The following is a 21,318-nucleotide window of genomic DNA, read 5'->3' on the forward strand; positions in this document are numbered from 1 at the left end:
ATGCGGATGCGGTCGGGAGGGGAGGGCGGGAGAACGGGGGCGGCGGGGAGGGGGGCGGCGGTGGGGGGGGGGGGGGAAGGGGGGGCGGTGGAGCGGGGGCTGGCCTGCGTGGCCGACGGCTGCGGTGGGGCGTGCGTCGCGGCGGCGTTGCGCAGCAGCCAGGTGCCGGAACAGAGGGCGAGGACGGTGACGGCGGCTATGGCGCAGTTGCCGACGCTGCGGCGACTGCTGCGGCGGCTGCTGTGGTGACTGCGGTGACGGCGGTGACTGCGCACGCGAGCCTCCTGTGACTCTCCTCGGGCCGCCCTCATCCCCTCCGGGCCGCGAGGGGCGTCGGACCCGGAGGGGGAGGGGACGTGCGGTACCGGTGGACGGACAGCGGAGGGTGTCCGTCAGATCCCGTCGCCTCTCGCCCGGCGATGCAGGAGCCAGGTACCGCCCGCGGCGGCGACGGCGAGAGCCGCCACGCCGGCCGCGGTCTGTACGGGATCGGGGCCAAGAGCGCCGCCGACCCCCGTCTTCACACTTCCTCTCGGATACACCTGTTCGTCACGCGGGGCCGTCAGCGTGACCACCAGGTCCCCCGTCACCCGCCGGCCGTCCTCGGCGCAGGTCGCGACGATCTCGTACGTCCCCGGCTGCGCACTCGGCGGCACCCGGAACTGCCCGGTCGCCGCCTGACCGTGCGTGCTCGGCGCCAGTGTGAAGGACCCCGCGCCCACCGCGCTGGCGTCGCCCTCCGCCGTGGCGCCCTCCTCGCAGTCGGCCGTGTCCACCGTGACCTGCCCGCCCGGCACGACCGACGCCGGGGACACCTCCAGGCCACCCCCGTCGCCGCCGTACGCCGGCGTGACGACGAGCCCCACGGCGCCCACGGCCAGCGCGGTCCCGGTCAGCACACGGGCGGTACCTCGCATCGATGTTCCTCCGCACTCAGCGGGGCCACGGCCCGCGACATCCCCATGTGCCGCTGCGTCGGTCGCGCCCCTGCCCTTACGAGGTAAGTGGCAGTGGGACGGGAGCGCTTCCCGAGGGGGCGTCAGAAATGCGGTGAACGGGTGTAGAGGCGAGCGCGGCGGGATCTATGACGCCGGCGTTTCAGCAGGTCATCGGGGGTGTGGCTGGGGTGTCGCGGCAAAGAACCCGAACGGCATGGTGCGCGCGTGTGAACGGGTGACCGGCACCGCGGCCGACGACGGTCCCCGGGGTGAGGATGCGTACGACGGCCTCGACCTGCGCCGCCGGCCAAGGGGCTTGCCGTCGTCACCTCCGGCTAGCCGCGGGTGGTGCGATTCCATAGGGGAAGCATCAGCCGGACAACTGGTCGATCCGGACGGAGTCCGCGCCGATGACAAGGATCTTGACCTGCTTCAGGACGCTGGTGCGAGGCGTCGTCGACGCGTTGCGGCACTGGAGGATGACGCTGCCCGGGTCCCGGTAGGTGTGAGCGACAGTCAGCGCGATCGGGACACTGCCTTCGGGGACCACGTCGACGGAGGTGATGTCGTAGTCGTTCCCGGCGTCGAGGCGGCACGTGACCCGTACGCCGCTGGTCTCGGGGTTCTCCACGTACAGTTTGGCCCAGATCACGTACGAGCCGGCATCCAGCGGCAGAACACCGACGCGCACATCTTCATCGGCGCGGCTGTGCAGCGTGAATTCGTCGTCGAAGCCGACCTTGACGGGCGACGTGGTCACCGTGCCGAGGAGGGCACCGGCACCGACCACGAGGCCCGCGCATACGCTCACCACCGCACCAGCGACAGACATGGTGACCCACAGCCGCCTTCTCGGAGCCTCCCGTCGCGCCTGCACGGCCCCAAAGACGCTCAGGCCCAGGGATACGGCGATGAAGGCGAGAAAAGCACGGGTCCACGGGCTGAGCTGTTCAATGAGTTGCGGCAAGGATGTGATGAGCACGCCCAGGAAAGCGGCAAGCAGGCCGGTGGCGGTGCCGGTGCCCGGTGGGGACTCACCGCGGGACGGATCAGGCGATGGCCTGGTCGGTTCCGACGCTTGGGACTCACCGCTGGAGGAGTCAGGCGACCGCGTGTTCGGCTCCAACAGCCGCTCCCCTCTCAACCTCGGTTCCATCCGCGCACCCTGTAGCCCCAACTTTCCCTGAAGCACCGGAGTTTAAGAACAGGGTCTCCTTGCACTTTCGCGCCATTTCGACGCACTCGGCCTTGTCGTCGCCGTTCGTCAAGGGAACGTCGCCGGGAGGGGCTGGCGGGAAAGGCTCGTGATGACGGGCCGTCAACCTACGATAGGCAAAGAGGCTTGTAGCCCTTCAGCTGTCGTGGGTACCACCAAAGGGGGATGGTGGAGGAGATGCGGCCGCTCGCGCGTGAAAGATCGACTACGCCTCGCCGCCGAAGGCCTGGTCTGCCTCCTCCCGTTGCCGCGGGTGGAGCAGGGGCAATCGCTGTGGCGGGAGCAGGGCTGGCGGCGTTACCCGGAATGGGTGTCGTTGGGCAGATCGCATGGCTCGGTGCCGCCGCGATCGGTGCCGGCATCGTCGTCTGGCTCCAGTCTGGGACCCTCGGCAGATCATCAGCGCAATCGGGAGGTCAGTCCATGGGCAGCGGCGACGGTCGGCCTGCCGAAGAAGAGCTTGTCTTTTCGGCCATTTTCCGGCTCCCCCCACAGACGTCGACTTACGTCAATTACACCGAGCTGCAGCGCTCGCTCCGCGACCTGGTGGCCAGGGCGGGCGACTCTCCCGCGAGCAACACCATCGTGTCGGCCATCACAGGCCAGGGCGGAATCGGCAAGACCGCGCTGGCCGTGCGGGTCGCCCACAGTGTGCGCGACCTCTTTCCGGACGGCCAGCTGTATGTGAATCTGCGCGGTTACGACAGCAGCCGCAAGAGCCCTTACGACGTCCTGGGGGACTTTCTCCGCGCCCTCGGAGTCGACGGAGCGGCCATCCCGACCGGTCTTGAACAGCGCATGATGCTCTACCAGTCCCGGATGGAGAACCGCCGGATCCTCGTCGTTCTCGACAACGCCCGCGACGCGGCGCAGGTGCGTCCGCTGCTTCCGGAGACCCCCCGATGCCCAGTGATCGTCACCAGCCGCTCCCGAATGGTCGGTCTCACCGGGACCCACTCCTGTGACATGGAGCTCCTCTCCCCTGAGGCCGCGGTGGAACTGCTCCGTCGTGTCGTCGGAGCAGAGCGTGTAGACGCGGACGCAGCCGCCGCGCGGCGCCTTACCGAACTCTGCGGTGGGCTTCCGCTCGCGGTGCGTATCGCGGCGGCCAAGCTCGTCGCCCGTCCGCACTGGACGCCGTCGAACCTCGTGGCGCGACTGGAGGACGAGCAACGGCGGCTGCGTGAGCTTCATGCGGGCGATCTCGGAGTGCGCTCCACTTTCGCCTTGAGCTACGCCGACCTGCTGCCACAAGCTCAGCGGCTGTTCCGTCTCTTGGCGGTGTGCCCGCCGTCGGGGTTCCCGCCATGGGTGGCCGGCGTGCTTCTGGAGGAGGATCTCCTGGATGCGACCGAGCTGCTGGAACTGCTCGTCGACGTGCATCTCATCGAGGTGGAGGACGCCCGTGATCCGGGCGGCCTGCCGCGCTACCGCTTCCATGATCTCCTCCGGGTGTACGCCCACGAACTCCTGCTGTCGGAGGACGGCGACGACGACGCCCGGCAGGCCCTGTCCCGGATCCTCACCCCGTATCTCTGGCTGGCCGAACGCGGTGCCGTACTCCTGCGGGCGCCGCTCGCGCCGGATCCGGGGCTGGCAGCCCTCGTCCCGGTCGAGGCGCGAAGGGCCTTGGAAGCCTCACCGTTGACGTGGTTCGAGACGGAGCGCGGCGCGCTGGTCGCTCTCGTGTCGGCGGCGCACGACGCGCGGATGGACGAGATCGCGTGGCGCCTGGCTGCCGGGCTCACCAAGTACTTTGACGTCCGTGCGCGCTGGCAGGACTGGGAGCGGACATACCGTCTGGGGCTCGCCTCGGCCGAACGCGCAGGCCAGGATCACGGACGGGCACTGATGACGCTGGGGCTGGGAGTGGCCGCGTGGTACGAGTCCGAGTGGACATCGGCGGACGAGCGGCTCCGTGAAGCGGTCGAGCTCTTCCGTACCACCGGGGATCGCCTGGGGCAGGCCCACGCTCTGCGGCGGCTGGGAGTGGTGCGCAGAGACCGCAGCCAGTGGGAGGCTGCCCGCAGCGCGTACGAGGAAGCACTGTCGCTCTTTCGAGCTGTCGGGGATGCGTCGTCCCAAGCACTGACGCTGCGCAATCTGGGTGACGTCGACCGGGACATGAGCAGGTTCGACACCGCGCACCAGCGCTTCGACGAAGCTCTCGCCCTCTACACCGCGCACCCCGACCCGGTTGCCCATGCCTACCTCGACCGCAGCCGAGGGGACGCGCTGTGCGCGGAAGGCCGCACGGAAGAGGCACTGGTCTGCCTGCGTGCTGCCCTGGACGTGTTCCACCAGGCCCACGACCGGCGAGCCGAGGCCCGCACCTTGCGCAACATCGGCCTCGTCCACCTGGACCAGCGTCACTACGGGGACTCCGAGGTCTATTTCCAGCGCAGCCTCGAACTCTTCGGCACCCTCGGGGATCGCCATGGCGAAGCGCGGACGCGCCTGTGTCTCGCCACAGCGCTCAGACACTCCGGGCGCGCCGTCGATGCGCTGCGTGCGGCACGGTCGGCCGCGACCGTCTTCCGCGAGCTCGACGACCGGCTGTGGACGGCGAAGAGCGAGGTGGAAGCCGGTGACATCGTGCTGAGCTCGGAGGGCCCCGCCGCGGCAGAGACCGCCTGGCGCAATGCGCTGGTCATCTTCAGGGAGATCGGCGCGGCCGAAGCAGCAGAGGTGGAAGGACGGCTCCACAACCTTCGGGAGGCCTGACGCTCGCGCGTCGCTGGTGGATCACGGCCGGACCCACCAGCGGCTCGGGGCACCTGCGTCGGGTGTGCCTGCGCCTCCCTTCAGCGCAGCGAGTCGAGTCAGCGCAGCGAGTCGAGCAGTTTGTCGATGAGTTGCTCGGGCGGCTGCTCCACGAGCCTGGCGTTGCCCGGAGTGGAGCACACCACGAACCGGACTCCCTTCCGGGCCTTCTTGTCGCGGCGCATGTACTGCCAGAGTTCCTCACGGGTCGCCGTCACGCCGCCGGTGGGCAGGCCAAGGCCCTGCAGCACGCGTTCCGTACGGTCGGCGAGACCTGGGCTCGCCGAGCCCAGGGCCTCCGAGAGCCTGGCCGCGAAGACCATCCCGATGGCCACGGCCTCACCGTGCCGATAGCGCGCATACCCGCCGACCGCCTCGATGGCATGGCCGACCGTGTGCCCGTAGTTGAGGAGCGCCCGCTCGCCCGCCTCCTTCTCGTCGGCACTCACGACGGCCGCCTTCACCCGGATGCCGCGCACCACGAGGTCGTCTACTACACCAGGTCCCGCGGCAATCGCGTCGTCCGGCGCTTCCTCGAGAATTCTCAGGACCTCGGGATCTGAGATGAAGCCGTACTTGGCCACCTCTCCCAGTCCGGCGACACGGTCCCGCTCTGGAAGGGTGCCGAGGGTGTCCAGGTCGATGACCACGGCTTTCGGCTGGTGGAAGGCGCCCACCAGATTCTTTCCGGAGGGAAGGTTCACTCCCGTCTTGCCGCCGACGGAGGAATCCACCTGGGCCAGCAAGGTGGTGGGCACCTGCACCAGCGCGACACCGCGATGCCAGGAGGCCGCCGCGAAACCTGCCATGTCGCCCACCACGCCACCGCCGACGGCCACCACCACATCGTCCCGGCCGAGCGCCATCCCCGCGAAGCGCTCGTAGCAGTGCTCGACCGTGGCGAGTGTCTTCGCCTCCTCGCCGTCGGGAACCTCGACCAGCTCCGCGTCCAGCCCGCTGCTCCGCAGCGCCTCGACGACGACGGGCGCGTAACGCGTGGCCGGTACCCCTGACGCCACCACGGCTGCTCGCTGGGTGTGTGGTGACAGGGACAGGCGGGTGCCGATGTCTGCCAACAGGCCCCGACCGATGATCACGGAGTACGGGCAGCCGGGCACGGACACCGGTACGGATACCGGATTCTGATGGTCACTCATGCGCTCAGAGTAACGGGGCGCCAACCGCTCTCCCCGCTTCGTCGGCGGACTGCCTTTCAAGACGGCGGTGCCGGTCGTAGAGCGCGCGATAGCGGGACGACGCCGCCACGTCCGGGGCCAGCGTCCGCGCCGCACTGACCCATCGTGTCGGGTCATCGACCGCCCGCACCGCGCGAGCCGCCAGCATCGCGCTGCCGTAGGAGGCTCCGACGGTCTGTGCGGGGATCACCTGCCCCTTGCCCAGCAAATCGGAGACGATCTGCGTCCACACGGTGTTGGCCGTACCACCCCCCACCGCCACCAGCCTCGCCGCGGGACCGCCGAATCGTTCCAGGGCCTCGAGGTTCCGCCGCGCCGCACAGGCGATGCCTTCCATCGCCGCACGGAACAGGTGCGGTGCTCCGTGCCGCAGGGAAAGGCCCCTCACACCGCCTCCCATCTCTGGGTGGAACTCGGGGGTCCGCATTCCCGCGAAATACGGGAGCACGAGCAGGCCTTCCGACCCCAGCGGTACTTCCGCGGCGGCGGCCGCGAGTTCACCAGGGGTACGGCGGGCCAGTTCGGCGATCCAGTCGAGAAGGCCTCCCGCTGTCGTGACGTTTCCGGAGGCGTGGAACGTACCGCGCATCAGCCCCGGGTAGATCCCTATGGAGCCTTCGGGCACGACCTCAGCCCCGTCTGGTCCGATCACCTGGAGCAGGAGCAGCGTGGTCCCGTACATCACCATGACGTCGCCCGGGCGTACGACTCCGACGCTGCACGCCTCGGCCACCGCGTCGATCGCACCCACGGTCACCGGCGTTCCCGCTGCGAGGCCCGTGGCGTCGGCCGCCTCGCGGGTCACTTCGCCGGCGACCTCGTCCGACCATGCCAGATCCGGTACCTCGAGGCCCGGGGCGATCTCCGCGTACCGGCTTCCGCACCACCGGGCCGCGCCTCGCGAGTACAGGGGAGCCGCCGAAGCGGCTGAGCCATGGTCCATGACATAGCGACCGGTCAGGCGTCGGATGAGGAAGGACGTCACGGTGTGCCATCTGGCGGCCCGGCGCCACAGGTGCGGCTCATGGCGACGGAGCCAGAGGAGTTTCGGGCCCACCGATTCCGACGTGAGCGGGACGCCGCCGTCGGCCAGCAGGGCGGCGCGGCCGTAGCGGGTGGCGAGTTCCTTGATCTCCGCTGAGGCCCGAGTGTCCACGCCGTAGAGGACGGCTGGGCGCAACGGCCGGTCGGCGGCGTCGCAGAGCGCGACGCACGGACCCATACCGCTGAGGCCCAGCGCGTCGACAGGCCGTGGTGACCTTGCGGCTAATTCACGCACTACCTGCACGAATCCGTCCCACCAGTCCCGTTCGGGCTCCTGCTCCACCTGCCCGGGCGAAGGCCGGCTGGACGTATGGCTACGAGTGCTGCGGGCGACGACTTGTCCGGACGGATCAACGAGTACGCCCTTGGTGCTGGAGGTTCCGACATCGACGCCCATGATCAGTGAAGGCATGGTCTCTCCTTGCCATAGGGAGCTACAGCTTTCCCTCGCGCAGGGCTGCCCATGTCGCCCAGGCGGGATCGGCCCGAACTCGCCGCCGATGCAGCGCTGTTGGATCCGCGCGGCGGCGAGGCCGGGGCATGCCTGCGGGGTGGCGTACAGAGGGAAGGAGCCTTCGTCGATATCAGGCAGCTCCCGCGCCACCAGCTCCGGCTGGAGGACGCGCTTCGTACTCAGCCCACGTTCACCGCACTCCAAGCCGCCCCCACCGCGCCGTACTCCGCGCTGCCGGCCCCGTACAGATCCTTCGCCGCGTTCAGCGTCGCCGTCCGTGCCCCCGCGTAGTTCGTCGAGGACGTCATGTAGACGGTCAGCGCCCGGTACCAGATCTTGCCGAGCTTGTCCCGGCCGATCCCGTTCACCGAAGAGCCGTTGCAGGTGGGGGAGTTGTAGCTGACGCCGTTCACCGTCTTCGCGCCGCTGCCCTCGGCCAGCAGGTACGCGAAGTGGTTGCCGATGCCCGACGAGTAGTGGACGTCGAGCGTCGCCGTCGTCGCGCTCCAGCAGTCGGCCGAGCTGCCGTCCTTCGACGGCTTGTCCATGTAGCGCAGGGCGTCCCGGCTGAAGCCCGAGCGGACGATCTTCTCGCCGATCAGGTAGTCGCCCGGGTCCGAGGAGTTGCCGGCGTGGAATTCCACGAGTGTGCCGAAGACGTCCGACGTGGCCTCGTTCAGCCCGCCGGACTCGCCCGAGTACGTCAGCGCGGCGGTCTTCGAGGTCACGCCGTGCGTCATCTCGTGGCCGGCCACGTCCAGCGACACCAGCGGGCCGAGCTGGGTGCCGTCACCGTCGCCGTACGTCATGCAGAAGCAACTGTCGTCCCAGAAGGCGTTGTTGTAGCCGTTGCCGTAGTGCACGCGGTTGAACGAACCCTTGCCGTCGCCGGCGATGCCCTTACGCCGGTGGACGTCCTCGTAGTAGTCCCACGTCACGTCCGTGCCGTACTGCGCGTCCACCGCCGCCGTCGAGCGGTCGGTCGCCGCACCCGTACCCCAGTGGTTGTCGGCGTCCGTGAAGACCGTCGCCGGGGCGCGGTTGAGGCAGACGGTCAGGAGGCACAGATCCGTCTTGTTCGCGGCGTCACCGGTGTACGTGCCGCCGCGCGTCGGGTCCTTCAACTGGTACGTCGACCCGGACGCCGTCGTCTCCAACGGCACCGTGCCGCCGTACAGCGACTTCCCGTCGCCCGACGCCGTCTCGATGCTGTCCCACGCGTCGATCCGGGCGCCGGTCAGGGCGTCGGTCAGCACGGTGCGGGCGACCGGGTTGCCGACGGAGTCCTGGGCGACCGCGTCGGTCCGCCAGGCCAGCTTCGGGGTGCCGTGCAGGACGTCGACGACCAGCTCGGGCTTGGCCGTCAGCCGCTTCAGCGTCTCGCCGAGGTTCGCGGCACGCAGCAGCTTCGCCGCGAGGTCGGCCGCCTTCGGCGCCGAGATCTCGGGTGTCACGCTCGACAGGGAGATCGGGCGCTCCGTGGCGCGCGAGGCGCCGCGGTACGTACCGTCCTTGGCCAGGTGGACGACGAAGTCGCCGCCGAGGACAGGCAGTTGGCGATACGTACGGTCGTAACGGACGTGCTGCGTGCCGTCCGGGTCCACGATCACGTCCCGCACGGTGGTGTCCTGCGCGGCGGTCAGCCCCAGGCTCGCCGCCTGGTCCGTGAGGACCGACGCCGCGTTCTCGAGCGCGGTGGCCCTGGTCGGACTGTCGTCCGCGTCGGCAGTGGGGGAGAGGGCGGTGGCCAGCAGGGTGGCGCCGACGGCGGCGATGCCCGCCGTGGCAAGACGGGAACCCCGGATGTGCGGCCGTATTCGGCTCATCGGTCTCCTTGAACTGGACGGCGCAGAGGATGCCCAAGATTCAAGGGGGCGTGCACATGCCATGGCCAGGGTGAATACGTGGAGGTGTGTGAGGGGAGAGAATCGTTTCCGTGCCCCTCTCTCCTCGACTCCCGTTCTTCGTCTACGGCACCCTCCGCCCGGGAGAGCCCAACCACGACCACTTCCTGCGCGGCCGCACCCTCACCGAGGAACCGGCACGACTCGTCGGAGCGGCGCTGTACGACGGCCCGGGCTACCCGTACGCCGTCGAGGAACGGGGCGGCGGCGACATGGTGTACGGCGACCTGATCACCGCCCGCCCCGAGGAGTACCCCGCGCTGCTCGCCGCCCTCGACCGCCTGGAGGAGTACGCCCCGGGCGACCCGCGCAACCTCTACGAACGCATCGCCCGCGAGGTGATCCGCGATGCCGACGGCACGTCCGTGCGCGCCTGGGTCTACGTCGCCGCCCCCTCCGTCGCTGCCCGCCTCCGCATACACGGCGAGCTGATCGAGAGCGGCGATTGGGCGGCGCGGACCAGTTGAGCTTCACCGACACGGCCGTCGGTGTCCGGGGCGGCCGTACCCGCAGACCCAGGCACAGCGTGAGCCTGACCTACGCGGGTTGACACTTCGGTGGTGCCCCCGACGAACCGCTGCGACCAGCGTGTCCTCCCTGTCGCCTGACGCTACGCTGCATTGACCGGTGGGGCGGTGGACGCCGCAGCCGTGCCGGACATCAGAGCGTGCCGAAGGAAGGCTGGGCATGGGGGACAGGCTGCGCATCGCCGACGTCGAGCACATTCCGACGGAGACGCTTGTACCGCTGATCACCGACAGCTTCGACAACCTCGTGACCGTGGCCGTCGCGGAAGCCACCAACGGTTTCATCCCGCAACGCACGCGTCGTCTCCTGCGGAAGGCGGAATGGCGGCTGGACTGGCAGGACGCCCTGCTCTGCGCCGCCGGAGAACTCCAGGTCGCCACCGAGCGGATGCGCTACACCAACGACCCCCGCCTGGAGGTCACCGAGCACCGCCTGCGTCGCGTCCGCCACCGCAGGCACGAGGCCGAGATCCTGGTCAAGAAGTTACGCCGCAACGACTTCCACAACAGCAGGGAACGCAAGAACGGGGCGGACTCCCGCCTCACGGCCCAGAGTTGGCTGAGGAGCGCGTTCCCGGACGAGTACGCGGATCTCCTTCGGCGGGAGCGCGCCCGCCGGAACCTGGGCGAGGAATCCGAGGCTCCCTCGTTCCGCAACGTGCACGAGCAGATCGAGTACGCCTGTGCCCACGGCCAGATCACCGCGCCAGGCACGCCGGAAGTCGACGCGTTGCTCGCCGCCGACGACATCGTCGTGCGGCGCGCCGCGGCCGACGACGCCAAGGACCAGGAGGAGCGCAACCCAGCGCTGCGCCATCCGCTGCTGCTCGGCCGCTGGGAGAACGCCCTGAGGGAGCTCGGGTACATGGTCGCGGAACGGGCTCACGCGCAATCCCCTCACGGGCTGGGCACGCTCCCGGACGACTTCTACGCCCTTCCCCAGCGCGAGGCGATCGAGGTGCTCAATGCCCGGCGCTTCCTCGCCGCCGTCCAGCAGCGGCGCCTGGAGTACAAGAGGTATCTCCGCCAGTTGACCCAGGTGCTGCGCGAACGCGAACGCGAAACCCCGCACGTGATCGCCTTGTTCGAGGCCAGGGAAGCGGCCGACCGACTCCTCGCCGAAACCCACCCGCTCGAATACGCCTTCATCCGCGCCGAGCTGCGCCCGCACGAGGAGCACGACGGCTTTCTGCCCCGCTCGCTCGTCAACAGTCCTCAGCGCGCCGAGATCAAGCGGCGGGTTCTGGCGGCCTTGACGGACGACACTTGGGCTACAACTTCCCTTTGACCAGGGCCGTTTGGAAGGCGGTCCAGGTGGTGGGGTGGAGGTGGAGGGCGGGGCCGGTGGGGTGCTTGGAGTCGCGGATGGCGATGGTGGTGGGGATGTTGGTGGCTATCTCGACGCACTCGGCTTCGTAGTCGCTGTAGCTGGACTTGCGGTAGTGGAAGGCAGGCATCACGGCTCACAGTTCCTTACGGAGTCTGCGGAGGAACGAGGCCGACTCCCGCTTGCCGAGCGCTCGATCCGCGATCATCTCGAACAGTTCATCGTATGCTGCGGCGCCCTCTCCGCCCTCCACCCAGCGCTGGGTGAAGGGGGCCTCCGCGTAGACGATGTCCATGGCTCCGGGTTCGGTGAACGAGATGATGTTGAACGAGCCGTTGAGGCCCAGGTGTGTGCCCCCGCTGAACGGATAGATCTGGAGGGTGATGTTCGGCAGGTCGGCCATCTGTGCCAGGTGGTCGAGTTGCCCGCGAGCTGTGTCTGCTCCGCCGGGGAAGTTGCGGAGCACTGCCTCGTAGATCACCGTGTGCAGCGAGAGCGGCGGATCGTTGGACAGGCGCTGCTGGCGTGCGAGCCGAGCGGCGACGAACTCCTCTTCCGGACCTCGGGTCCTGGCCGTCGTGGCGGTGGGCTCCCGCGTCAACGCGCGTACGTATACGGGGGTCTGGAGTAGTCCGGGCACGAAAGAGGGCTGCCACATCTTGATGGCTGTTGCAACGCTCTCCAGAGTGACGTACTCCTGCATGACGCCGTTGATCGCGTGGTCGTTCCACCAGCCCTTGGCCTTACGCCGTTCGCGATCGACCTTCGCCAGTTCAAGGAGTCCGCCGACGACGCCTGGGTCGTGCACGCCGTACAGCTCGCACAGTGCCCGAATGTCCGGGTCCCGCACGGGCACCCAACCGCCCTCCATCTTCGCGATCTTCGTGGTGGACGCGGTGAGCGCCTTGGCCGCATGCGTCTGGGTCAGGCCGGCGGCGGTACGCAACTTGATCAGCTCACCACCAAGTCGCCGCCCCAGGACGGTGGTTGTGCTGTTGCCCTGTGTCGGCCGGCTCGCGGTCACGTCGCTTCTCCTTGGGGGTCGGTGCGCGGTCAGTCTGGCCCGTTGCTTGAGTGCCACGCAAACCGATCGGAGGAATTTATCCGAGAGGAACTTGCGACGAATGTGCCGCCACCCCTACCGTCGGTGACGAACTGATCGCAATGCGACGTCAGTTGCTGCCCAACCCTGCCCGGAGGCCCGCCACATGACCGCCCCCACCGAACCTCCTGTTCTCCACCGCGACCGCCTCGACTACACCCCGTTCCCCAAGAGCGTCACCCTCGCCCGCCGCCGCGCCCACCGCCTCCTCACCGACTGGGGTCACCCCGAACTCGCCGCCGACACTGCCCTGTTGGTCTCCGAACTCGGTGGCAACGCCGTACTGCACGGCTGCCTCCGTGACCGCCTCTTCCGGGTCGAACTCACCCTCACCGAACACGCCGTCCGTATCGCCGTCACCGACCCGAAGGGCGAGTCGCTGCCGAGCCCGCGCAAGGCAACCGGGGGCGACATGTTCGGGCGGGGACTGCTCATCGTGCGCGAGGTGGCCGACCGCTGGGGCGTGAGTGAGCTGACCGTCGGCAAGGCGGTGTGGTGTGAGCTGGATGTCGCCCGCCGTGATGTCGAGGTGGAGGTCCCCGACAGCATCCCCGACATCTGCGCGGCTCTCCCGGAGGGGCGGCGTGAGGAGTTCGACCAGGCCATCAACGGGGCCGGCGTGCAGGAGATCCACGCCGTCATGCGGCACTGGATGCTGGAGGCCAGGCAGGGCGCCGCTTGACTTCAATCGGGCGCCTCGTCGTGCGCGACGTTGTGACCGTCAGTAAAGTAGGAGAAGTTCCAACTTTGCCGCAGTCCTACTTTTGGAGCCGTCCATGGCGTTCACCGGCCGCCGCCGAGAACTGCGCATCCTCGATTCCTGGCTCGACAAGGTCCGCTCGCCGTCCGGCGGGAGCCCGGGGCAGGCGCTGGTCCTCAAAGGACGGCGCAGGATCGGGAAGACCCGGTTGGTGCAGGAGTTCTGTGCGCGGTCCGAGGTGCCGTACGCCTTCTTCCAGGCGACCAGAAGCCAGCCCGCGCCGCTTGCCCGGCAGGCCCTGTTCGATGCCGTGACCGAGGGAGAAGGGCTGCGTGAACATGCTCGGGCACTCGCCCATGCTGTGCCCCCCGAGGACTGGGTGCGATCACTCGCCGCCGTCGCGGCCGCCTTGCCCGCTTCGGAGCCGTCGATCCTCGTACTGGACGAGGTGCCCTGGCTCGCCGAAGCCGACCCCGGGTTCGACGCCGCGCTCAAGACCGCCTGGGACATGCACCTGTCCGCCCGACCCGTGCTTCTCCTGCTGCTGGGCTCCGACCTGGCGATGATGGACCGGCTCACCTCCTACGACCATCCGTTCTACGGGCGGGCCGGGCAGTACACGGTCGGTCCGCTCAACCCCGCAGACGTCCGTGCTGTCACAGAACTGGACGCGGCGTCCGCCCTCGACGCCTACCTCGTCACGGGCGGATTCCCGGAGGTCGTCACAGGCTGGCGGCCGGGGGAGTCGTGGTCCGCCTATCTCGGACGGCAGTTGGAGGATCCCTCCTCGGTGCTGCTGACCACCGGGGAGCGCTCGCTGGCGGCGGAGTTCCCAGCCCGGCTGCAGGCGGGCCGGGTACTGCGGGCCGTCGGCTCCGGGGAGCGGACCTTCTCCGGGATCGCGGCCCGCACCGGCGGCAGCGGAGGTCAGCCGCTCGCCCACGGGACCCTCGCTCCGCTACTGAATGAGCTCATCGAGGCCAAGAAGATCGTGGCCGTCGACATGCCGCTCTCCACCCAGCCGGCTCCCAAACTGAAGCGGTACCGCATCGCCGACACCTACCTCCGCTTCTGGCTCGCTCACCTGGAGAACGCGATCGCCCGAGCAGAACGGGGGCGAGGCGCCCAGTCGCTGACCCGCATCGAGAAGTCCTGGCCGTCCTGGCGCGGGCGCGCGATCGAACCGGTCATCCGGGAAGCACTGGTGCGGCTGCTGCCCGACGACACCTTTCCCGACGTGTCCGAGGTGGGCGGCTGGTGGAATCGCCAGAACAACCCGGAAGTGGATCTGATCGGCGCCGACAGCGAGCCGGTGGCCGGTGCCGTGAGCTTCGTCGGCTCGGTGAAGTGGCGGGACGACGCCCCCTTCGACGTGCGCGATCTTGCTGAACTCGGCGAACACGTCCGTCATGTCCCAGGGGCGGAGAGGGCCGCGCTGGTCGCCGTTACTCGTACGCCGCCAACAGAGAGGGCGAGTGAGGACCTGGTGGCATGCTGGCAGCCGGACGCTCTGCTGGAAGCCTGGGGCTGACCGTCCCTCCCCGGTACTGGCGTGGTGAGCCCGGCGAACCCCGGCTCACTCAGGGTGAGTTGGGCTCCTGGCGGGTTTGTGCACGGAGGGGACGCCATGGGGGAGGTCAACGCGGAGACCAACCGCGACATCTTCCTGCGCGTCCGCACCGAGTCCGAGGTCCTGGAGGACTGCGCGCTGGGCGACTCCCGCAATGTCTACGAGCGGGTGGCACGGGAGGTCACCCGCGCGGACGGCACCGTTGTACAGGTTTGGGTGTACGTGGCCAGGCAAGCTCATCGAGGGCGGGGATTGGCGAACCCCGAGCTGAAGGTCAGTTCCGGACCGCCTCCACCCGCACCGCGCACGCCTTGAACTCCGGCATGCGTGACGTCGGGTCCAGTGCCGGGTTGGTCAGGGTGTTGGCGCGGCCCTCGCCCGGCCAGTGGAACGGCATGAAGACGGTGTCCGGGCGGATGCCGGTCGTGATGCGGGCGGGGGCGACCGCTCGGCCCCGGCGTGAGACCACGGCCACCGGATCGCCGTCGGCCGCCCCGAGCCGCGCCGCCAGCCGGGGGTGCAGCTCCACGAACGGGCCCGGCGCGGCGGCGTTCAGTTCGTCGACGCGGCGGGTCTGGGCGCCGGACTGGTACTGCGCCACGACCCGCCCGGTCGTCAGCAGCACCGGGTACTCGGCGTCGGGTTCCTCGGCGATTGCCCGGTGCGAGACGGGGGCGAAGCGGGCGCGGCCGTCCGGCGTGGCGAAGCGGTCGAAGAAGAGGCGGGGCGTGCCGGGGTGCACCGCACCGCCCTTGGCCTCGGCGCTCGTGGTCCCGTCGTCCGTGGCCTCGTCGTCCTGCGCCGGGTCGTCGGCCCCGGCGGCCGCGTCCAGCGAGGCGTCCTCGGAGTCCTCGGAGTCCGCCGGGGCGGCGTCCGCCTGCGCCGGGCACGGCCAGAACACCCCGTTCTCCTCCGCCAGCCTGCCGTACGTGATCCCCGAGTAGTCCGCCGCTCCGCCCGCACTCGCCCGGCGCAGCTCCTCGAAGACCTCCTCGGGGTCGGTCGGGAAGCCCTTCTCCAGGCCCTTCTCGCCGCCCAGCCGCGCCGCGAGCTCGTGCATGACGTCCAGGTCGCTGCGGACGCCCTCGGGTGGGGTGATCGCGCGACGGCGCAGCAGGACCCGGCCCTCCAGGTTGGTCGTCGTGCCCGTCTCCTCCGCCCACTGCGTCACCGGAAGGACGACGTCCGCGAGGGCCGCCGTCTCCGACAGCACGACGTCGCACACCGCCAGGAAGTCGAGGGACTTGATGCGCTCCTCGATGTGCGCGGCACGCGGCGCCGACACCACCGGGTTGGAGCCCATCAGCAGCAGCGACTTGATGTCCGTGCCAAGTGCGTCCAGCAGTTCGTACGCGCTGCGCCCCGGCCCGGGAAGGCTGTCCGGGTCCACGCCCCACACCTCGGCCACATGCCGCCGCGCCGCCGGGTCGTCCAGCTTGCGGTAGCCCGGCAGCTGGTCGGCCTTCTGGCCGTGCTCGCGCCCACCCTGCCCGTTGCCCTGCCCGGTGAGGCAGCCGTAGCCGGACAGCGGCCGGCCCGCCCGCCCGGTCGCCAGGCACAGGTTGATCCACGCGCCCACGGTGTCCGTGCCCTTGGACTGCTGCTCGGGCCCGCGCGCGGTCAGCACCATCGCGTGCTCCGGCTCGCAGAACATCCGTACAGCGTCCCGGAGTTGAGGAACAGACACACCCGTGATCCGCTCCACGAACTCCGGCCAGTGCGCCATCGCGGCGGCTCGCGCGTCCTCCCAGCCGACCGTGCGCTCCTGGACGTACTCCTCGTCCACCCGCCCGTCGGCGACGACCAGGTGCAGCATGCCGAGGGCCAGCGCGAGGTCGGTGCCGGGGCGGGGTGCCAGGTGCAGGTCCGCCTGCTCGGCGGTCTTCGTGCGGCGTGGGTCGATGACAATGAGCGTGCCGCCGTTCTCCTTCAGCTCAGTGAAGAAGCGGAGCGACGGCGGCATCGTCTCCGCCAGGTTCGAACCGACCAGGATCACACAGCCTGTCTTCGGGATGTCCTCCAGCGGGAACGGCAGCCCCCGGTCGAGCCCGAACGCCTTCATCCCGGCCGCGGCCGCCGACGACATGCAGAAACGGCCGTTGTAGTCGATCTGCGAGGTGCCGAGCACGATCCTCGCGAACTTGCCGAGGCTGTACGCCTTCTCGTTGGTCAGACCGCCTCCGCCGAAGACCCCGCACGCGTCCGGGCCATGTTCCGTACGCGTGCGTGCAAGGCCCTCGGCGATGCGGTCCAGCGCCTCGTCCCAGGTGGCGGGCACGAGCTCGCCGCCCGACCGCACCAAGGGTGAGGTCAGGCGGACGCTCGACGCCAGCACCGCGGGCGCCGTGCGGCCCTTGCCGCACAGCGCCCCCTTGTTCACCGGGAAGTCCGGGCGCTCGACCACCGCGACACCCCCGTCCTGCAGGGGCGTGAGGTTCATCCCGCACTGCAGGGCGCAGTACGGGCAGTGCGTGGGCGTCGCGGAGTTCGGCATACCGTTCAGCGTGCTTCCGGCGTGTTACGTGCGCGACGGCTCCCTGTTACGCGGCCGGGACGGTGACCTCCCCGTCGCCGCCCGGCCGCCGTGAGGCGCGGGAGCGCCCTGCTTGAGTTGCCGCGGGGTGATGGTGAGGTTGCCGTGGTTGCTGAAGTCGCCTCGTGTGTCTTATTCCGTACCGTAGTTGGCTGGTCACGCATGGTTGACGATTGAAGCGCCGGGGCTACAGTCCCAACTAAGGCGCTGAGCGCTCCACTGTGAGAGCCGCGATGGGTTGTTGGTTGTCTGCGGCGCCGTTGTGGCTGGTCGCGCAGTTCCCCGCGCCCCTTTCGGGGCGCTGCACCCCACGCGGTTATATGCGCACGGCCGCTCAGCGCATCGCATCTCCGCACGGCGTTCGACATACCGGGTATGCCCGCCGCTCATGGCGAACCGTCCATCGAAACAGCCCGCCAGGAGGTCCCCCGACCATGCCCCTGCGCCCTGCCGGCCCCCTGGGCCACCTGCCTCCCCGCGACCAGCACCTCTTCTGGCAGTACGGCCGCGGCCCCACCGTCCCCGTCCGTGACCCCCTGATCCACCACGCCGTCCAACGGCAGGCCACCGCCGCCCCGCACGCCATCGCCGCCGAACACCAGGGCGCGACGATCACCTACGGCGAGCTCGACCGCCGCGCCGACGCCCTCGCCGCCCGCCTGGCCCGCGAGGGCGTACGCCCCGGTGACCACGTCGGACTCTTCGTACGCCGCTCGATCCCGATGCTCGTCGGTCTGCTCGGCATCCTGAAGGCGGGCGCCGCCTATGTCCCCCAGGACATCGGCCAGGCACCCCCGCACCAGCTCGCCCACGTCATCCGCACCGCCCGCACCCGCGTCGTCCTCACGGCCGCCGAGCATGCCCACCGGGTGCCGCTGCCCGACGGCCACCTGATGATCACGCCGGACGAGCCACAGCCGTACGCCCCGAAACCGCGCACCCCGGAACCCCGCACCCCGGAACCCCACCCCCCGCTACGCCCCGACGACGGCTGCTACGTCCTCTTCACCTCCGGCACCACCGGCCGCCCCAACGGCGTGAAGGTCACCCACCGCAACGTCGCCAACATCCTCCTCACCGAACCCGGCGGCCTCGGCATCCGCCCCGGCGACCGCGTGGCCCAGCTCCTCAACGTCGCCTTCGACATGGCCGCCTGGGAGATCCTCGGCTGCCTCACCCACGGCGGCACCCTCGTCATCCGCGGCAAGGACGCCGCGGCGGCCGCCCGCACGGCCGACGTGCTGATCGCGACCCCGACCGTGCTGTCCGGCATCGACCCGGCGACCTGCCCGCGCGTCCACACGGTCGCCGTCGCCGGAGAGCCCTGCCCACGCCCGCTCGCCGACCGGTGGGCCCGGCACGCCGCCTTCCACAACTGCTGCGGCCCGACCGAGACGACCATCGTCAACACGATGCACCTCCATCACCCGTCCGACCCGCTGCTCACCATCGGCCGCCCGACCCCCAACAACACGGTCTACGTCCTCGACGCAGACCGCCGCCCGCTGCCCATCGGCGAGGTGGGGGAGATGTGGGCGGGCGGCGACTGCGTCTCGGCCGGCTACCTCGACAACGACGCCCTCAACGCCGAGCGTTACGCCCCGGATCCCTTCCTCGGCGCCGGCCATCGCATGTTCCGCACGCGTGACCTCGGCCGCTGGACCCCCGACGGCGACCTCGAACACCTCGGCCGCACCGACGACCAGGTCAAGGTGCGCGGCTTCCGGGTCGAGCTCGACTCCGTCTCCTCGGTGCTGGAGTCGGTCGAGGGCTGTCTGCGCGCGGTGACCTTGAAGCGGGATGCGCGGACCCTCGTGTCCTTCGTCTGCCCCGCGGACGTCGATCCGGACGGTGCCCGCCGCGCGGTGGCGGAGGCGCTGCCGTACTACTGCGTGCCCGAGACTGTCATGCCCCTGCCATCCCTGCCGGAGACCGACCGCGGCAAGATCGACAAACAGGCGCTGCTGCGGATGGCGGAGGAGCGGACGCTTCAGGGGGCGGCGCGATGACCACGTCGCTCAACCGTCAGGCCGTCGATCTGCCGCCGCTGATCCCAGGCCCGCGCCGCCTGCTCAAGCACCCGCGCCTGATGCACTACAACCGCCTGGCGGCCCTCGTCCTCACCGCCAACCTCACGTTCCTGTGGACGGGTTGGCCCCTGTCGACACCGACCCTGGGCCACGCGGCACTGGCGAACCTCGCCCTCGCCGTCCTCGTGCGCCAGCAGTACGTCATCAACCTCCTCTTCAGGCTGGCCACTTGGGCGCCGACCACCTGGCCGCTGAAGGTCCGCTGGACGCTGGGCAAGGTGTACCACTTCGGCGGGCTGCACGTGGGCGGGGCGCTGGCGGGGACGGCGTGGTTCCTGGCGCTGGCGTTCATGACGACCGACCCGGCACTCCTGGCCGTGAGCTGGACCCTGATCACCCTTCTCGCGATCGTCATCGGCACCGCCCTGCCCCCCTTCCGCTCCCGCCACCACGACCACTTCGAGAAGATCCACCGCTTCGGCGGCTGGACGGCCCTGATCCTGTTCTGGGCGCACACCCTGCTGTCGTCGTCCGGCCCGGTTGCGCTCATGGTGCTCGCGCTCGTCACCTTCAGCGTCGCCCTGCCCTGGTTACGGCTGCGCAAGGTGGACGTACGCCTGGAACGCCCCTCCCGGCACGTCGTACTGGCCCGCTTCGACCACGGCGAGACCCCCTTCGCGGGCTCCTCCACGGCGATCAGCCGCAGCCCGCTCAAGGAATGGCACTCCTTCGCCAACGTCCCCGCACCCGGCGAGCCCGGCTTCCGGCTCACCATCTCGCGCGCCGGGGACTGGACGGGCGCCTTCATCGACGACCTGCCCGCCCGGGTCTGGGTCAAGGGCATCACTACGGCCGGAGTCGCCAACATAGAGACCCTGTTCAAGAAGGTGGTCTACGTCGCCACCGGCAGCGGCATCGGCCCCTGCCTGCCCCACCTCCTCGCCGCCGAGGTCCCCTCCCGCCTGGTCTGGGCGACCCGCGACCCGCGCACCACCTACGGCGACGCCCTGGTCGACGAGATCCTCGCCGTGCAGCCGAACGCCCAGGTCTGGGACACCTCCCGGCACGGCAAGCCCGACATGGTCCGCCTCGCGTACGAGGCGTACCGCGACTTCGGGGCCGAGGCGGTCATCTGCATCTCCAACAAGAAGCTCACCTGGCAGGTGGTGCACGGCCTGGAGCGACGCGGGATTCCGGCGTACGGCGCGATCTGGGACTCGTAACTCGACGCAGAGGAGCGGATGATGAACAACCTCAAGATCGAACGCGACGGCGCCGTGGTGACCGTACGCCTGCACCGCCCGCACGTGCTCAACGCCCTCAGCGGCGAGCTGCTGGCCGAACTCCTCGATGCCCTGCGCCCGTTGGACCAGGACCCTGAGGTGGGCTGCTTCGTCCTCACCGGTTCGGACAAGGTGTTCGCGGCCGGCGCCGACATCAAGGAGATGGCGGGGAAGACGGCCGCGGAGATGGCGGCCGAGGACTACTTCGGGACGTGGGAGGGCTTCACAACACTCCGCACCCCGAAGATCGCCGCCGTCAACGGCTACGCGCTCGGCGGCGGTTGCGAGCTGGCGATGATGTGCGACCTCGTCATCGCGGGGGAGTCGGCGGTCTTCGGCCAGCCGGAGATCAAGCTCGGCGTGATCCCCGGCATTGGCGGCACCCAGCGCCTGACCCGCCTCGTCGGCCGCGCGAAGGCGATGGACCTGATCCTCACCGGCCGCACGATGGACGCCCGCGAGGCCGAAAGCTGCGGTCTCGTCTCCCGAGTCGTCCCGGACGACCAGGTCCTGCCGGAGGCCCTGCGAGCGGCGGCGACGATCGCCTCGTACGGCCGCCCGGCCGTCACGGCGGCCCGCGAGTGCGTCGACCGGGCCCTCGAAACGGGCCTGCGCGACGGCCTCCTCTTCGAACGCCGCGTCTTTCACGCCCTGTTCGCGACCGATGACCAGAAGGAGGGCATGACCGCGTTCCTGGAGAAACGAGCGCCCGTCTTCAAGGGGCGCTGAGG

At 69.9% G+C, this 21,318-nt stretch carries 17 protein-coding genes and 1 pseudogene; 9 read left to right on the forward strand and 9 right to left on the reverse strand.

Annotated elements, in window-relative coordinates:
• The 3 genes and pseudogenes from ADL12_RS55715 to ADL12_RS32755 all read right to left on the reverse strand — a co-directional run.
• Positions 1–200 (reverse strand): annotated as a pseudogene (locus ADL12_RS55715) (class F sortase); the annotation flags it as partial.
• 192 nt (positions 201–392) lie between these two features.
• Positions 393–917: a hypothetical protein gene (locus ADL12_RS32750; protein WP_062708726.1), complete on the reverse strand. Its 525-nt coding sequence runs from the start codon at positions 915–917 to the stop codon at positions 393–395.
• A 391-nt stretch (positions 918–1,308) separates the two neighbouring features.
• Positions 1,309–2,064, reverse strand: a complete 756-nt coding sequence (locus ADL12_RS32755; protein WP_244188138.1) for a hypothetical protein — start codon at positions 2,062–2,064, stop codon at positions 1,309–1,311.
• Positions 2,065–2,577: 513 nt separating this feature from the next.
• On the opposite strand from ADL12_RS32755, the gene ADL12_RS32760 reads away from it, so the two are divergent.
• On the forward strand, positions 2,578–4,878 hold the full coding sequence (locus ADL12_RS32760) for an ATP-binding protein (RefSeq protein ID WP_062708728.1): 2,301 nt from the start codon (positions 2,578–2,580) through the stop codon (positions 4,876–4,878).
• Between the two features lie 98 nt (positions 4,879–4,976).
• Here ADL12_RS32760 and aroB read toward each other — a convergent pair whose 3' ends face one another.
• The 3 genes from aroB to ADL12_RS32775 form a co-directional block, all read right to left on the reverse strand.
• On the reverse strand, positions 4,977–6,074 hold the full coding sequence (gene aroB / locus ADL12_RS32765) for a 3-dehydroquinate synthase (protein WP_062708731.1): 1,098 nt from the start codon (positions 6,072–6,074) through the stop codon (positions 4,977–4,979).
• A 4-nt stretch (positions 6,075–6,078) separates the two neighbouring features.
• Positions 6,079–7,569 (reverse strand): FGGY-family carbohydrate kinase, encoded by a 1,491-nt coding sequence (locus ADL12_RS32770; RefSeq protein WP_063806765.1) that lies wholly within the window; start codon positions 7,567–7,569, stop codon positions 6,079–6,081.
• A gap of 221 nt (positions 7,570–7,790) precedes the next feature.
• Complete coding sequence (locus tag ADL12_RS32775) at positions 7,791–9,437, reverse strand: M4 family metallopeptidase (protein ID WP_062708736.1); 1,647 nt, start codon at positions 9,435–9,437, stop codon at positions 7,791–7,793.
• Positions 9,438–9,547: 110 nt separating this feature from the next.
• Between ADL12_RS32775 and ADL12_RS32780 the strand changes: the two genes are divergently transcribed.
• Together ADL12_RS32780 and ADL12_RS32785 are read left to right on the forward strand one after the other, a co-directional pair.
• Positions 9,548–9,982, forward strand: a complete 435-nt coding sequence (locus tag ADL12_RS32780; protein ID WP_062708738.1) for a gamma-glutamylcyclotransferase family protein — start codon at positions 9,548–9,550, stop codon at positions 9,980–9,982.
• A gap of 220 nt (positions 9,983–10,202) precedes the next feature.
• Entirely contained in the window at positions 10,203–11,330 is a 1,128-nt protein-coding gene (locus ADL12_RS32785) for a hypothetical protein (protein WP_062708742.1), read from the forward strand.
• On the opposite strand, the gene ADL12_RS32790 is transcribed toward ADL12_RS32785, so the two are convergent.
• Together ADL12_RS32790 and ADL12_RS32795 are read right to left on the reverse strand one after the other, a co-directional pair.
• Positions 11,314–11,499 (reverse strand): DUF397 domain-containing protein, encoded by a 186-nt coding sequence (locus tag ADL12_RS32790; RefSeq protein ID WP_062708745.1) that lies wholly within the window; start codon positions 11,497–11,499, stop codon positions 11,314–11,316. The genes ADL12_RS32785 and ADL12_RS32790 overlap by 17 nt on opposite strands.
• Before the next feature lie 6 nt (positions 11,500–11,505).
• Positions 11,506–12,393, reverse strand: coding sequence for a helix-turn-helix domain-containing protein (locus tag ADL12_RS32795; RefSeq protein ID WP_062708750.1), 888 nt, complete (start codon positions 12,391–12,393; stop codon positions 11,506–11,508).
• 184 nt (positions 12,394–12,577) lie between these two features.
• Here ADL12_RS32795 and ADL12_RS32800 point away from each other — a divergent pair, with 184 nt between their 5' ends.
• The 3 genes from ADL12_RS32800 to ADL12_RS58165 all read left to right on the forward strand — a co-directional run bounded on the left by ADL12_RS32800 (position 12,578) and on the right by ADL12_RS58165 (position 15,056).
• Positions 12,578–13,153 (forward strand): ATP-binding protein, encoded by a 576-nt coding sequence (locus ADL12_RS32800; RefSeq protein WP_063806766.1) that lies wholly within the window; start codon positions 12,578–12,580, stop codon positions 13,151–13,153.
• 94 nt (positions 13,154–13,247) lie between these two features.
• Positions 13,248–14,702 (forward strand): ATP-binding protein, encoded by a 1,455-nt coding sequence (locus ADL12_RS32805; RefSeq protein WP_062708752.1) that lies wholly within the window; start codon positions 13,248–13,250, stop codon positions 14,700–14,702.
• A 96-nt stretch (positions 14,703–14,798) separates the two neighbouring features.
• On the forward strand, positions 14,799–15,056 hold the full coding sequence (locus ADL12_RS58165; protein WP_062708754.1) for a hypothetical protein: 258 nt from the start codon (positions 14,799–14,801) through the stop codon (positions 15,054–15,056).
• Here the strand turns inward: ADL12_RS58165 and ADL12_RS32815 are convergent.
• Positions 15,016–17,235 (reverse strand): molybdopterin oxidoreductase family protein, encoded by a 2,220-nt coding sequence (locus ADL12_RS32815; RefSeq protein WP_062708757.1) that lies wholly within the window; start codon positions 17,233–17,235, stop codon positions 15,016–15,018. The two genes, ADL12_RS58165 and ADL12_RS32815, sit on opposite strands and share 41 nt — an antisense overlap.
• Before the next feature lie 473 nt (positions 17,236–17,708).
• Between ADL12_RS32815 and ADL12_RS32820 the strand changes: the two genes are divergently transcribed.
• From ADL12_RS32820 to ADL12_RS32830, 3 genes are read left to right on the forward strand one after another with little or no spacing between them, the layout of a single operon-like run.
• On the forward strand, positions 17,709–19,283 hold the full coding sequence (locus ADL12_RS32820; protein WP_062708760.1) for an amino acid adenylation domain-containing protein: 1,575 nt from the start codon (positions 17,709–17,711) through the stop codon (positions 19,281–19,283).
• Entirely contained in the window at positions 19,280–20,527 is a 1,248-nt protein-coding gene (locus tag ADL12_RS32825; RefSeq protein WP_062708763.1) for a ferredoxin reductase domain-containing protein, read from the forward strand. The genes ADL12_RS32820 and ADL12_RS32825 overlap by 4 nt, the downstream gene beginning before the upstream one ends.
• A 21-nt stretch (positions 20,528–20,548) precedes the next feature.
• A complete protein-coding gene (locus ADL12_RS32830) occupies positions 20,549–21,316 on the forward strand; it encodes an enoyl-CoA hydratase-related protein (protein WP_062708855.1) in 768 nt (255 codons plus the stop codon).
• The last annotated feature ends 2 nt before the right edge of the window (positions 21,317–21,318 follow it).

This window comes from Streptomyces regalis, from assembly GCF_001509475.1.
Taxonomy (GTDB): Bacteria; Actinomycetota; Actinomycetes; order Streptomycetales; family Streptomycetaceae; genus Streptomyces; species Streptomyces regalis.

Coding starts and splice junctions, on each gene's coding strand:
- ADL12_RS32750 (WP_062708726.1), bottom strand. CDS start 917: ATGCGAGGTACCGCCCGTGTGCTGACCGGGACCGCGCTGGCCGTGGGC.
- ADL12_RS32760 (WP_062708728.1), top strand. CDS start 2,578: ATGGGCAGCGGCGACGGTCGGCCTGCCGAAGAAGAGCTTGTCTTTTCG.
- aroB (WP_062708731.1), bottom strand. CDS start 6,074: ATGAGTGACCATCAGAATCCGGTATCCGTACCGGTGTCCGTGCCCGGC.
- ADL12_RS32770 (WP_063806765.1), bottom strand. CDS start 7,569: ATGCCTTCACTGATCATGGGCGTCGATGTCGGAACCTCCAGCACCAAG.
- ADL12_RS32775 (WP_062708736.1), bottom strand. CDS start 9,437: ATGAGCCGAATACGGCCGCACATCCGGGGTTCCCGTCTTGCCACGGCG.
- ADL12_RS32785 (WP_062708742.1), top strand. CDS start 10,203: ATGGGGGACAGGCTGCGCATCGCCGACGTCGAGCACATTCCGACGGAG.
- ADL12_RS32790 (WP_062708745.1), bottom strand. CDS start 11,499: ATGCCTGCCTTCCACTACCGCAAGTCCAGCTACAGCGACTACGAAGCC.
- ADL12_RS32800 (WP_063806766.1), top strand. CDS start 12,578: ATGACCGCCCCCACCGAACCTCCTGTTCTCCACCGCGACCGCCTCGAC.
- ADL12_RS32805 (WP_062708752.1), top strand. CDS start 13,248: ATGGCGTTCACCGGCCGCCGCCGAGAACTGCGCATCCTCGATTCCTGG.
- ADL12_RS58165 (WP_062708754.1), top strand. CDS start 14,799: ATGGGGGAGGTCAACGCGGAGACCAACCGCGACATCTTCCTGCGCGTC.
- ADL12_RS32815 (WP_062708757.1), bottom strand. CDS start 17,235: ATGCCGAACTCCGCGACGCCCACGCACTGCCCGTACTGCGCCCTGCAG.
- ADL12_RS32820 (WP_062708760.1), top strand. CDS start 17,709: ATGCCCCTGCGCCCTGCCGGCCCCCTGGGCCACCTGCCTCCCCGCGAC.
- ADL12_RS32825 (WP_062708763.1), top strand. CDS start 19,280: ATGACCACGTCGCTCAACCGTCAGGCCGTCGATCTGCCGCCGCTGATC.
- ADL12_RS32830 (WP_062708855.1), top strand. CDS start 20,549: ATGAACAACCTCAAGATCGAACGCGACGGCGCCGTGGTGACCGTACGC.